Source organism: Hahella chejuensis KCTC 2396, assembly GCF_000012985.1.
GTDB lineage: Bacteria > Pseudomonadota > Gammaproteobacteria > Pseudomonadales > Oleiphilaceae > Hahella > Hahella chejuensis.
Map to the genome: position 1 here is coordinate 7166314 of NC_007645.1, position 13390 is coordinate 7179703.

8 protein-coding genes and 1 pseudogene are annotated in these 13390 nt (G+C 46.2%); 2 read left to right on the top strand and 7 right to left on the bottom strand.

Annotated elements, in window-relative coordinates; all coding sequences use genetic code 11:
- Positions 1–37 precede the first annotated feature (37 nt).
- Positions 38–373 (top strand): DNA sulfur modification protein DndE, encoded by a 336-nt coding sequence (dndE, locus tag HCH_RS31780; RefSeq protein ID WP_011400710.1) that lies wholly within the window; start codon positions 38–40, stop codon positions 371–373.
- Between the two features lie 231 nt (positions 374–604).
- Here the strand turns inward: dndE and dptH are convergent, their stop codons facing one another.
- Genes dptH through dptF form a run of 3 tightly spaced genes read right to left on the bottom strand, consistent with a single transcriptional unit; the run spans position 605 to position 8533 of the window.
- Positions 605–5638: a DNA phosphorothioation-dependent restriction protein DptH gene (gene dptH / locus HCH_RS31785; RefSeq protein ID WP_011400711.1), complete on the bottom strand. Its 5034-nt coding sequence runs from the start codon at positions 5636–5638 to the stop codon at positions 605–607.
- Positions 5619–6965 carry a DNA phosphorothioation-dependent restriction protein DptG gene (dptG, locus tag HCH_RS31790; RefSeq protein ID WP_011400712.1) on the bottom strand — a complete coding sequence of 449 codons (1347 nt, stop codon included), beginning with the start codon at positions 6963–6965 and terminating at the stop codon, positions 5619–5621. The genes dptH and dptG overlap by 20 nt, the downstream gene beginning before the upstream one ends.
- On the bottom strand, positions 6965–8533 hold the full coding sequence (gene dptF / locus HCH_RS31795; protein WP_041599067.1) for a DNA phosphorothioation-dependent restriction protein DptF: 1569 nt from the start codon (positions 8531–8533) through the stop codon (positions 6965–6967). Before dptF ends, dptG begins: the two co-directional genes overlap by 1 nt.
- 316 nt (positions 8534–8849) lie before the next feature.
- On the opposite strand from dptF, the pseudogene HCH_RS35325 reads away from it, so the two are divergent.
- Positions 8850–9205 (top strand): annotated as a pseudogene (locus HCH_RS35325) (transposase); the annotation flags it as partial.
- A 74-nt stretch (positions 9206–9279) separates the two neighbouring features.
- Here HCH_RS35325 and HCH_RS31805 read toward each other — a convergent pair.
- The 4 genes from HCH_RS31805 to HCH_RS31820 form a co-directional block, all read right to left on the bottom strand.
- The gene (locus HCH_RS31805) at positions 9280–9699 is read right to left on the bottom strand and encodes a helix-turn-helix domain-containing protein (protein WP_202945284.1); all 420 of its coding nucleotides are present in this window, start codon (positions 9697–9699) and stop codon (positions 9280–9282) included.
- Between the two features lie 877 nt (positions 9700–10576).
- A complete protein-coding gene (locus tag HCH_RS32900) occupies positions 10577–11176 on the bottom strand; it encodes an imm11 family protein (protein ID WP_238384948.1) in 600 nt (199 codons plus the stop codon).
- Between the two features lie 28 nt (positions 11177–11204).
- The gene (locus HCH_RS31815; protein ID WP_011400716.1) at positions 11205–12155 is read right to left on the bottom strand and encodes an AHH domain-containing protein; all 951 of its coding nucleotides are present in this window, start codon (positions 12153–12155) and stop codon (positions 11205–11207) included.
- A 30-nt stretch (positions 12156–12185) separates the two neighbouring features.
- Entirely contained in the window at positions 12186–13367 is a 1182-nt protein-coding gene (locus HCH_RS31820; protein WP_041599068.1) for a hypothetical protein, read from the bottom strand.
- Between the last annotated feature and the right edge of the window lie 23 nt (positions 13368–13390).

Consider the following 13390-nt stretch of genomic DNA (forward strand, 5'->3'; position numbering starts at 1 on the left):
AGAGATGGGAAAGCAACATAACATTACGAGAAATACCATGCTGCCACAAAAAATGAAAATCTCAGAAAAGGCCTTTACCTCACTACGCCGGCTGCAGAATAACACAGGTTTAACAGTGAATATCGGTGCTCGCCTGGCGTTCTTTGCTTCGATTGAACGTGGCTTCACATGGAATGGCGATGACATCCAACTTACGCAACGTGAACTGGATAAGTATAGTTGGCTGGGTGACCACGGCGATATTATTGAGATGCTACTGAAACAGAAATACCCAAACCTTGACAACAAAGACTACTACAAGGCTTGGGCCATCCATGTGGATGATGGTGCAATAGTGATAGAGAACAAAAGCTCATTAGAGAGCTTGATGTAGCTAAGTATCTAAATAAAATTAATCTGGAATAGTTTCAATTTGATCTGACACTTCTTCTTTAAAAAGAGAGGGTTGAATCGCCCCGGTTTTGATGGAGGTTACTGTCAGATCAGATCTGAACTTCTACAAATTACACCATCACACTTTATTCAAGCACATAAATATAAACTCAAATGTCACAACACAAAGACTGTCATCTAGACCTGACAAAAGAAAAAACGTCTCAAGGTGTTAAGGCAGCTCCCAAAACGCCAAATCCTTAAGTTTGGCCACTTTCTTCTTGCCATCCACAAACAAGCTATAATGTTTCTCGAGTTTGCGAATCTGTCCCATAAAATACTCTTCATCATTCTTGGTCTGGGTATTGAAGATCGCTTTGATCTCCTGCGACTTGATGTTCGCCACTTGGTGAATTACCCACGACAAAATCAGAGTCGAATAGTCGTTATCCCCAGTCTTGAAGTGGGTCAACTCTTGCGTTGACAGAATCGTACCCACCCCGAACTCACGTCCTTCTTTCAGAATCTTTTTCAAACTCTCGAAATCTTGTGACATAAAATTGTCGGCCTCATCGACCAAAATCATCTTAGAGATCTGGCGGAAATCGCCTTCCAGCTTCGAGCTGCCCTGCTGATGCATCTGTGTATAAAAGAGGTCTAACGTAAGAGCGACCACCAAATTCTGAATACTTGGGTCGTACCCTGACAGGTTGATAACAGTTACACCGTCTACCAAATCATATAATGACTTTGTCTTACTACTGTCAGGTTCAAATATTTCAAAGCTGATAAGGTCATCGAGTGCTGCATATAACGAATCCTGCTCGATCTTGTCTTGTGCCTGGAACTCTGCCCAAACATCTGCCAAAGTCGGCGGCAGCCGCCCCCAGGTATTTTTATCGTGAGATCTGATACCTGCCGCTTCGTAGGCATCTATAACCAGTGTTCGGACTTTGTTCTGCTGCTTGGTACCTAGCCCGAATGCTTTAGCTGTCGTTGTCTTAAACAAGTTGGCTGTATGCATCGGCTGCATTGGCCTGTCACCAAAAATAGCCAATGGGTTAAACGGCAAACGGAACAGGTCGAAAACCTTAGCACCCGTTGCTTCGACAAAATCTGGTTTTACGTAATCCGCCTTATAATCGAAGATCAGGATACCAATGGGCAAGCCGCCTACATTGTTATGCTGATTACGCACCAATTGAGTGATTATTGACTTGGTAAACTGGGTTTTACCGGTTCCCATGGTACCGATAATGCCGGTATTGGTATTAAACAGCTTTTCGGTATTTGTAGGCTCCCATAGTACTGGCTGAGTAGTGGATATATCAGTACCGAATTGAATGACCAGTGGTTCTATCGGCCCAGGTGGCTCTATTAACGTATTAGGCACGTATTCAGTATGTGTAGCTGGAGGTTCTGCTACATCACCCAGAATATACTTATCCGGCACGGCTAGTAGGCGACCAGCCAGAAGCTCCTCTTTCAACCTTTCGTATGGCTGATGCACTAAGCTCGCGAGCTTGCTCATTGGGATATCAACTTCAAGGATCCCGTCGATCTCTTCGTAACGCTCGGTGACACAAGAATCTGTATTCAGATGCGCTACGACTATTCCCGCAGGGTAGCTTTTCAGCTGAGCTAATTCGTAAGTGCCTTCTAGCCACTCTTCCCTTGCGGATAACAATGAGTCAAAGTAGCCATCGCTGAATACTTTATAGAGCTGATACTTCTCCACTTGCAGGAGTACCTGCCGTATAAACAAACCACGATACAACCGGCCTGCTAGGTTTTTCTGTCCGAGCAACCCTTCCATATACTCTTTCAGCTCACGAGTCTGGTTTCGGGCTTTTTCAAAGTTCGGGCGTGCACCCGCTTTAGACTCGACCGGCAGCAGGTATAACTTACCGTCTTTAAAGCCAGCAAACAGAACATCGTCAGAAATCGCGCCCTGTTTAATACCGAAATTATGCCGGGAGAAGTCTGAGTCGCTCATTGCCAGGCCAATATTACCTGCAACCCGGATCATCTCGGCTACTGACAATGGTGCCCAGCAGATATCGGACTGGGACAGCATCGCAGAAACAGCTTTGTACGAAGCAATAACGCCTTCTTTACCGAGCTTCTCTTTGTCTAGATCGTTCACCATTTGCAAGAGCCACTCACCGTTGAAGGCGTTGAATTCACGAATCAGGCTCTCACCCGACGCGCCAAGCACACTGCGATACAGCTGTGATTGCTTAGTTACGGTAATAGCGTCATACCCAGCTGAACTGGTGTATTGATCTGAGTAATGAATCAAGATGACATCTTCTGTATTAGAGAAGAAGTCCAAGGTCACTTTAGGATCAACGATAGTGACCCACACGGAGCTATCGTACGATTTGTCCAGGAGTCGTTTAACAGAGTCACTAACCGCAAGGCTTATGGCTGAGTGCTCGTGAAAGGAATCGCTACTCAAGTGCGAAGGTCGCCACATCGCCCCAAATATCCGCGCAATCTTGAGATGGGGCTTGTTTGAATAATCAACCCCCTTCAGACCAAACGCGGTAAAGTAAGCATCGTTCTCGCTTCTGGATGATTCACCATTCAACAAGCCCCCACATGCAACGCCAGAAAGGTGCTCATCGATATTGTTATCACGTGCGTCCACAACCTGATTGTTCTTAAAGAATGTGAGATGTGCGTAGACTTGCTGCTCACTCTTACCATTGGGAAACTTGCTGAAGGTCAGGCGGGTACGTAGGACGTCGACAATAGTATCGGTATTGCGCTTGGCCTTACCTTTATCGAGATCGTATCTGTCTTTGATATCGTCATAGGTCGCCATCTCGGCGAAGAGATCGAATTCTGTTTCGATCTCTTCGTCGTCATACAGGTTTACATGAATGTAACGACCTTCTTCCAGGTGCTCCATGTAGTAGGCCAGAAGGCCCCGAAATAGCTCGTGATTCTCAGCATTGTTAACAGAATTAATGAGTATCGGCGCTGAAGACACGGTATCGAAAAGTCGCGAGAAGGTCTCCGTAAACTCTTCGATTTTATGTCGTACTAATTTGCTGATGTAATCAAAGCTACTGTCTTCACGAGGTACTATTTCTAGCCAGAACGCATTTTCATCAACTGATTGCGTGTAGCTGTATTTCTGCTCTTTATCAAACAGATGCGGGATCAAACCACGAGGGTTAAGCCGTTTGAGAGTCACATCAGGAAGGGAGCGGAAGCTGAATTCATCACCGTCGGCCTGTATACTCTCAATGAGGTAGAGATAATAAGACAGTATCAGGGGATGGAACGGAGTCAGATAGTTCTTAACTCGATTATCTTCAGTATCACGAATACTCGCAGTCCCCAGCCTCATCACAAACTTAGTACAGGGCGATAAGGTCTTGCCCCGCTCGACTGATTCAAGATATGCGAGATAATTCTCCACGTAATTCCTGGCAAGCCCGACAAGCGTGGGGCCCCAGCCTTCGAGTGAAGGCAATGTACGGCGGCTAGCTGCTTTAAAGTGCTGGAGAAACGCTATGTAGCTCTGGTGCAGATTTTTAAGTTCAGGGAATTCTGTCAATCCAGAAGCTGGTAAACCTTTCTCTTGGGATGCATCCCAGAAAACTAATTCTGATGCGATGATTTCCCACTCAGCATCGAGAAGCTGTTTTCTCAAGAATAATTGCATGACCTCCTGATTTTCTACGACAACTATACCTTTCGACTCTTTATAGACACCATAGTAACCATCATCGAACATATAACGTGTGCGACTTGTATCCATAAGGAGCGGTAGCGTAAGCGACTCTTTTGCCGATTCTCCTTCTATTTGTATAGGAAGTTCAGTCTCTCCATTTTTCAGAATGAATCGGACCTCATCAGATTCATCGTAGATCTGCTGATAATCGAGGTTTCCAATTTCATTAACATCGATAATTTCATCGTTATCTTTCAATGTAATCGATGTGTCTAAGTTGGGGTTGGTCTCCAATATTTGGACGTCTGACTGAATAATGAGTGATTGGCCACGACCAGTCGCTTTAATCAGATATTTGTTAATAATATCGTCGAAGCAGAACTTCCCCTCCGGCAGCACAAGGCATTGGAATTTGAACAGCTCGCTGGAAATCTCTCGCCTTGTCCTTACAGAGAAGAATAACGGTTCCAGGGTCAGCTCACCTGTAATCGTAAGGGTTGTATTGTTACCACGGGGTTTGTGGCTTAGCTCTAACAGCTTGGCAGCCTTCCTAGGTTGTATCTCGAACTCGCTCTTTTCGGTTCTAGCACCCGTAAACCTAAGATTAATCTGGAAGGTACTTTGATCTGTAGGAACCTCCAAGAGGATGTTCTGATCACGCTGTCCGGCTGCAGTTTCTTTCTTACTTCGGCGCTGAAGGTTTCCGCTAGCAGTATCAACATCGATAAATTCTAATGCTTGTTTTTTCTGCTTTTGGATTTCAGTGATAAACTCATCATAGGTTCGATTCTTCCAGTCATCACTGTCTATAAAGTTATCCTTTACGAACTTTCCACCAAACTTGCTTAAGCGATCTTCCAACTCGGTTGGATAATGCTCAAGTTCAAATTCGATTTCAGACCTGAGTTTCCTGTTTTCTTCCAATCGCCGTTCAATCTGTCGCTGATTCGGAGCGGTCGTTGCGCCTCCCCATAAACCCGTGAGGTGTGGGTCGTTAAACAACCCTAACTCATCAAATCGAAGATCTCCGTCAATGATAGACTCGTAAAGACTGCGATAACCGAAAATACTGGAGCCATCAGACGCGACAATTTTGGCTTGCAAATCGAGCAGACACTTGGACGTTTGTCTGTTGGTCATGCTGTCGTCAATCAGACCTTCAAGAAGTTCTCTGATCTTAGAAACTGACCAAATGGCTCCTGTTTGTGCCAGGTCGAATGTACTGTTCGTAATAGTATCGAGCGTACTGTTGTGCACCATGATCAGAGCGCAATCATCATCTACGACACCATCTCTGAGCTTCGCTAAATAATTGTCTGTATAACAACCATACTCTACTTTTCTTTCCTCTGCATGCCCAGCGATTAACACCTGGATGCCGTTTACGTTCAGATAACTGAGTGGTGTCTCTTCGTCTTGGACGGAACCATCGGAGGCGTCACGCAATGCAGCCAGTAAGCGCACGGTGTTAACTGGGTCTGTTGATCGAAACTGAAAACGATCACCGGGTTTGAGTCTTTCCGCCAACCAAGTTTTCAAGTGGTTTACGAGAAAACCTTCAAATTGTTTTTCGGACATATACTGCATCCCCACTGTCGCTCATCCGCTCGAGATTTCCTACTCGCTCGTAAAATTCTATTAATGCTTGTTGAGACTGCTGATCAAACCAGACACCTCGGCGCTTAAACTCTTCAATTAACTGCTGATACTGAAGCTTTTCCTTGTTCCCCACGGCCAAATTTGTCAGTAGTAACAGGTAGTCCTGATTCATAATCAATACTCGTCCGCCACGCTTACGGTTCTGGATAAAATGGCGAGCCACTTCAGTTTCGAATGAAGCAACTACTTTTCTGTTTACCGTTAATTGACTAGAACGTGCTTGGCTAAATATTTCTGTCGCTGTTGAGACTATGGCCTTGAATACATCTTCCGGCGTGCTCAGTTCACCACCCCAGGGTTCCCGCCCTCGAGTCGTGCGATAGCTTTCAAGAAAACACTTTAATCCCTGGTGGAGTTCATACTTCTCTTCATCTGGCAGCTTTTCAATATATTGAAAATGCTTCCATAACGGAAAACGAGTTGCTTCCTTGTTATCCGGTTGATTGAGGTACTCAAGCGCAGACAAAACAGGGAAAAGGTCTCCTACGTAACCGAGAAGAGCGTTCAAAGCCTCACGAACGTAGGTGCGCTCGCTACTGGCTCGCTCAGTATCCATGATGAAATATAGTGGCTTGCTGGTGGGCTCAGTGCGCCAGCTATGAAGATTCATCGCCAATTGGGCGCTATACAGAAAATTGTATAAACCTACAAAAGCCTTCAGATTCTGCATCATGTAACCTGGGTAGCTACACAGCAGAGACAAGTCTTCAGCGAAAACTTCGCCCATAAATGGTAGATAGTCTTCCGTTGCATCCGGCGGAGATAGCTCACTAACACAGGATTGGAACTCGTCGAGTAGCTCGGCTTCAAGAAAGTTCATATTTTCAGAAGAGACAGGTGCTACCTCTGGCCTGGAAAGGAGCATGTTGCCTAATACAGTACCTACATGCCGGGTATTCCCTGACGATGCACTACCCGCCTTGAACAACATGAACTCGGGCGAAACCTGGAAGAGGCCTTTGGCATCATCATCGAAGTACATATGCTGCAACACGCTTTCAAACTCTTCATCTGCGATCTTCTTTGATAATCTCGTCATGCTCGCTTCAGTGAACTTACCAAGTGAGGTCCCTTTCTTTAACGATTTGCGCCAAGCAATAGAAAGCAACTCACCGGCAACCGCCATAACGTCGGGATCACTAATCTTCTCTCCACGTTGCTGACGAAACGTCAGGAAATGATTCACGAAATTTCGGTCTTTAATCTCTACAGAAGCTGCCGCCTGTAAATTTTCCTTCAAACTCATTAGTAGGTCTCCGCTACAAATTCATCATCTTCAAACTGCAGAGACCAGTCACCGCCATCTTTGTGAAAGTATAAAGCTTTACTTTTTGAAGCGATTTTGGTTATTTTTTCGACGACCTCTTCAAGAATAACCACTGTATTTTTATCATGCCTATTAGGCCTGTAACCTGCCAAGATTCGTTCAGTCAGCTCCAGAAATGAGACCGTTATAGGAAATGGCTCTATAGATTTATCTTCAACTTTGAGAGCAGCTTTAAAACAATGTATCTGACCAGAGTTTGACTCTTCGAGCGCTTTGGAATCCATACCGATACTCACTGTTGCCGATATCGTTACTCCGTTCCGTTCAGCGAGATAAAGACCATCGCCAACCAGTTTTGGAACTAGCCGGTTCGCAAATTTAGTAAGGCTTGCGATAAGTGTTTTATTGTAAAACCCTCTTAGCTTTTTCTTGTCCGATAATGAATGATGTAACTGCCAGATATTGATGTAGTCTTCGAAAATAATATTCTCGAAGTCTAAGGAGAACTTCTGATGATAATTATTTCCTAAATCAATGTACCGAAGAAGATAGAATGCTCTTATCCAACTTCTAGGCGACATTTCTACAGCGCCATAACGCGCCTGATACTCGATTTTGAAATATTCAAATTCCCTATCACTAATATTGAGCGAACGCTGTACAACAAATTCATCTATTTTCTGGGTACGCCGCAAACACGGATCAAGATGGGACAAGCTTTCAGACAGCTCACCAGAGCTGGAAGAAAATAGATTATCAAACAGTATTGAATCGCCAGCAATTAGATTATGAATAAAATCCATAATGGCGCGCGCGGAAAAAAATTGGTCGTACTTTAAACGAACATAAAGCAATGTTTTTACTATAAGTTTTTGGACACTCTCTTCCTGAAGTATCCGGTAGTTCTGATACTCGAGTTTGTGATGATTTTTCTCATCACAAAGGTAAGCGGCGTATAAAGGATTTTCACTGCTACTAGCGGTGACCTTGGCCAGAAGCTTGGAAATGAAATCTGACCCTACCTTGCCTTCTTCCAAACTGAACTTCGGATAGTCCTCAAAACTCAGAAAACGATAACGGCCCACATCACGATCACCTTTAATAAACCTACCTATTGCCTCCTTGATTGCGGCATGACGGTCAGCGCCAGTATTTTGGAAGTTGAACATCATTCCGATATTAATACCTACTATAAGGGGCTTATTGGAGGCATTGTGTTCATCGAATAGTTGATCAAGTGCTTCTACTGCATTTTGATCCGGTTTAAAGCTGTGTGTTGCATCAAGGTAGAAACGGTTATCCACGGAGAATTTATCGTAGTGGCGACGTAATATCTCCGATTTTCCATCACCGCTAGAGCCGCATAAAAATAATATTGTACCTATGGGTAAGCGCTGGTTTAGTGCATCTACAAATCGCGTTTCTATCTCAGTTTTTACATATAGATAGGAGCGTAATGCCTCAATGTCGGGAGAATGTTTTTTGAGCGTGGATACTGCTTGGGCAGAAGACTTTGCCAGTGTTCCTAAGAGAGCATGAAAATTCATATAACGTCCATGATGCCGCCATATTGGCATGATAATGTCTTGAAAATGTTCTCTTTCTAGAGCACAGCTAACGCTGCACCAGGTGTTTTTGCATAATTATCAATCAAAAAATCTTATGGAGCTATATTGAAACGGCTTGTTAATCGCATATCTGTGTTACCTGAAGCTATATGATTAAGCACACTAACATAACTTTACTCGAGGATGCCCTATATGTCACAGGGGTTCTACCCCTTTATTACGGACTCATCCGCAAAGAGTCAGTTGGATATTTAGACCCCCCTCAAGGTGCTGCACTTATTGGTTGAGTCAACGACTGATCCAGATTGCTGACAAACGCAACGCCCAGCCAAGCGCCATGATCCTCGACAACCAGACTTTGCAGTCGACACCAGAGGCGGGGCGCGTGCCGGTTAGCAAGACGCCAAGCGCCGCAAAGGTTCTAAACTGTATCTGGTGGCCGATTCGCTGGAGCAGTTGCTGGCATTGTAGATCACACCTGCTAACGAGCAAGACTGGGCTCAGGTGGCGGCCCTGGCTGAGCAGGTGCAGAAAGTGACGGGCGAGTTAGCGGATCAGCATGGCATTCGGTTAGAGGTGGTCAAGCACACCGAGGCGAAGAAGGGCTTTATTTTGCTACTGCGGCGTTGGATGGTGGAACGCAGCTTTGGCTAAATAGCGCGCTTTCAGCGGTTGAGCCGAGATTATCAGGGGTGTCTATGAATTGAGCGGGTTAATAACAGCCTCTAGTCCTCCCCCAATAAGTTTTTCCAAGGGTCAGCAGACAGGTCTGCGCCATCATTATCGTCTATAGGGCTTCGCGGTTTAGAAAGCTCTTCGTTAACAGCAGATGGCTCTCTCTCAAGCACAGCCAAAACAGTTTGGAGTTTTTCTTGAGGGATCAGCATAAGTTCGCTATTAAGCCCTTTCGCAATGAGTTCCAGGGTATCCAGTCTGGGGTTTCCTCTGGACTCTAAGCGCTGATATTGCTGGCGGGAGACGCCTACGCGGAACATCATATCGCCCTGCTTTAGACCGAGCGTCAGTCGCCGCTTTTTTAACTGTTTGAGTAGTGAGCTCATCTTTGTAAACATATATGTTGCATTTGAGGTAATAAGAAACATATTAGATGCTTTTTCTATGCGCCAGCAACTTATGCGTTGCATTCGCATGAATCACAAGAGCAACTATCCCTGTTGGTTGTAGTGCTTCGCCCCCATTTCCAGAAGCTTGGCCATATAGACGATGGTGATACCATGAGTCGACTCTATGCATTAGAGGGATTATTGTGAGTAAAAAAACAGCAACCTCAGGATGCACCTAATTCGGCGTTCGGACGAGAAAACAAGGAAGCTGAATACCTTGCTCAGAAGCTGGAATCTCCAATAGGGGCGCAAAAGCTTGGGGATAAAGCCTACGAAACAGCAAAGAACCACTTGGTCAATTCTCCCCTTGAGCTGCCAAGGTATGAGGCATACACTCTTAAACAGAAGGCTGATTAGCCTTCTGAGTTATGATTTTGTAGTTTGTGGACTAAAGGTTGAAATATGAAAGAGACTCTAATCCAGGAACCAAAACCTAGTGACACTGGCGAAACTACAGTGGAGGCGGACTTTTTTGAAATACTTTTTGAGCGTATCAGGTCACCGCAATCCCGCGCGGCAGCTGACATGTTATTCGTAGTTAGCTCAGAACAGCTAAGGGATACATATCAGCCACAGTGAGTCAGGAAAAGCTGAAGCTGACTGAATCCAAGCTCGCACCTCGTCTATGACCCGCTTGCAAACCTATTGCGCGAATAGGGCATCGGCGCATACGCGAATACATCCGCTGTATGCGACCAAAAATTCCGAAATGTCCGTTCTTAGGCACATCCACCCTCATTTGGGTTTTATCTTCAACTTCCCTTTGCCCTAAGTGACACGAATTTCTCCAACCACCGGTTGGAGATTTAGACCACCCTCAAAGAGGGGCTGAAAAACAGTCCTCAATTCTTCTGCTGACCAACAGGGCTAGTATTCAGTTCCTGGCCAGCTCTTGCCGTCACTCAACATCCTCATGTATCTCTATTTTCTCCACCACCAGATTCACGGGGGCAGGATTCATGGCCTGTAGCGCCTCGAGCATTCTCTGGCTGATGACATAGGCTTTGGGCCATTCCTTTATCCGGAAAATATCCGGCAAATTTGGTTGGTTAAGTTTTTTGCGGCTCAGCACATACCAATCAACGCTTATTACCTTTTCTGAGTCTTCGTAATAGTCCACACCCGACTTGTTAAGGTCTAGCACATCGTATGCTCCCAGCGGATTGACGTAAAAGTAGTCCTTGGACTCCAAGCGAGACTTATGGTTGTAGATCCAGAGCGGTAAAAACTCGATCGGGCCCTGGTTGACCTTTTCCATGGTTTTTTTCACGGCCTTACTAACAATTAAACACAGCTCGACATTCGCAATAAAGTCAGTCAGAACACGGCCTGGATACTCATTGCTCATCGTGACGCCGATATCTTCAGGGTAGATCTCCTCCATAGGCTCCCCTTTCTTCAGCCTCCAAGATTGGAGGTGTATTTCCTTCGGCGGAAAATCGATAAAGCAATAGTCCTTGTCTAAGCGTTCATATTCATCAATAAAGTAGTAATCCAAAATAACTTTCCTCAATAAATGGTAAAGATCAGGAGCCAGACATCCTTCTATGGGCTTGCTGATCCAAGGGCGAGCCAGGAGTCATACCTAAGATAAGTCTTAACAGTTTCTCAGACAGCTTTTCAAGTTTCGATTTATCCAGGTTCACATCAGGTATCGGATGCCCATCCGGGTAGTCTTTTACTGGATCGCATAACTCCCGGTACCCATCCAAAATTTCTCTTAAGCCTTTCTTGGTTTCCCTCACCAGACGATCATATACGGGGTGCGAAGTACACTGTTTACTGACCTCTTGCTGGTCTTCCTCTTTGAGAACCAAATGCCGGGGCAACCCTAGTATCTGAGCCACCTCCTTGTCCTGCGGCATCAACAGCACATTTTTCTTATGGTGAATATTGTATTTCGCCGTCAGTAGCGCCTTCTGGATGATATTACTTATTTTGGGCCCTTCATTAAGGATCATGTTCTTGAAGGTGCCTTTGGATATCAGGTGGTGAGCGTTGTTCCAGTAGGGCCAAGTTTCCCTGGTGAAGTTATGGCCTTTCTTGATCGTTGTGGTCGATCGACCATTATACTTCAGGCGGGTGATATCTCTGTCAGGGCCGCCAACATCCCAATCCCCTTTATTGGGGAAGTTCAAGTCTATGCAATAAGCGCCTGGTTTCATTCCTCCGCTATCTGTCTCATACGCGGAGGTGACAATATGTCCCCGGTCTTTTATGGCTTTGCTGCGCTCATGTTCAATCCCGGTCATGTAACCGTGCAAGGTGTTCTTGATGGCGGTATGGCTTTTCGCTTGCTCATATCCCTGATAACGATAATTGCAGGTAAATTTATTCCTGAATTCAATGAAAGTGGCCGAGCCATGGAAAACCAGACAGGCTCCGTTTTCCGTAGTGCCTTGCAAACGTTCGTGAAGATCATCAAGCAAGGCATCTCCAAAATGCCCTTCTGGTTCATCTTTTTTCTTTTTCGCCATAATTCTCTCTCCTCGACCAGATTGTTACAGTCAGCGACCCTTACTCACCACCATGGCGCCCACATCCCCATTTTCAGAGATCGAACATATCAACGTGTAAGGACCAGACGCGTACTGACGCGTATAGCTTCTTGAAGCGATGCAAAGCCCCGCCACTCCAGCTGCTGCGCCAATATCCCCCCAACTGCTCATAGGGACAATCTCATTACTGGCCTCCCAATTTATCCCGGAAGGACCCGCCAGCCGCGACTTTGCCGTTCCCCAAGCCATAGAGCGCCAATTTTCCCCGTTAACGTCGATAACGACATCGCCATGGAAGGACGAGACGCCAGCGGAAGCGATGGCTTCCGTGACCGCCTCCGCCAACAACATTCCCATTTCGCCGGCTTTGGTCATACGCCAGACGGCTGGCGTCGTCACTTCTCCTTCCGTTCCCTCCCCATTCTCGCCTTCAGGCTCAAACTTATTCGGGAACGGTTTAAATGACGCGCCAATGATTTTTAATTCAGGCGAACTTGCGCGCGTTTGAACGCTTCGACTGGTTTCGACCAACACACAGGCTGCCGCTTCTCCTGGGATCATGCCGGCCGCATTTTCTGCCGTCAGCAAACGCGCCTCTTCATCCAGCTGCGTCACACACAGATAGTCCAGGTAAGAGTCAACGCCCAACAGAATGGCGCGTTCATAAGGGCTGGTTTCCAGAGAACGCTGAATAATCCTCATTGCATGCGCCGCCCCCGCATGGCCAATACGAACAAACCCTTGCGCGGGCGTAGACAGAGGCAAGTCCAGGCTTTCGCAGAGCGGCTTCAGGCAGTATTCCCGCAAGAGGTTGTCTACCTGATCCTCGGGCCAATTAAATCTCTCGTAAGTTATTTCGGGCAGAATCCAGATGAGCGCCGTTTGCCGCCAAAATGCATGGTCCCGGGTTGGCAGCTTTGCATAGGCGATCAAGTCTTTCATCGCGATGCGCGCCAACCTCAACCATGCCGCGTTTTGGACATATCCCTGCGTTAGGGTATGCGCCGGCGCCCCCGGAATAGGCGCGCTCATCTCATCGGAATCGTAGGTTGAAAAACCTGGTACGGAACCAAACCTGGAGATTCCGCAGCGCACGGAGGCGCAACTGTTCTTTACGCCGTACCCCACGCAGGACATCATCCCCAGGCCCGTGACCCAGAGTGGAGCAAGCTGATCGTGATTCTGACTCATTGACACCTTCTCAGTACCGCTTT

Excerpts from the sequence above, each read along its gene's own strand:
- dptG (WP_011400712.1), bottom strand. The coding sequence starts at position 6,965 with ATGAGTTTGAAGGAAAATTTACAGGCGGCAGCTTCTGTAGAGATTAAA.
- HCH_RS31815 (WP_011400716.1), bottom strand. The coding sequence starts at position 12,155 with ATGGCGAAAAAGAAAAAAGATGAACCAGAAGGGCATTTTGGAGATGCC.
- dptF (WP_041599067.1), bottom strand. The coding sequence starts at position 8,533 with ATGAATTTTCATGCTCTCTTAGGAACACTGGCAAAGTCTTCTGCCCAA.
- HCH_RS31820 (WP_041599068.1), bottom strand. The coding sequence starts at position 13,367 with ATGAGTCAGAATCACGATCAGCTTGCTCCACTCTGGGTCACGGGCCTG.
- dptH (WP_011400711.1), bottom strand. The coding sequence starts at position 5,638 with ATGTCCGAAAAACAATTTGAAGGTTTTCTCGTAAACCACTTGAAAACT.
- dndE (WP_011400710.1), top strand. The coding sequence starts at position 38 with ATGCTGCCACAAAAAATGAAAATCTCAGAAAAGGCCTTTACCTCACTA.
- HCH_RS31805 (WP_202945284.1), bottom strand. The coding sequence starts at position 9,699 with ATGCAACGCATAAGTTGCTGGCGCATAGAAAAAGCATCTAATATGTTT.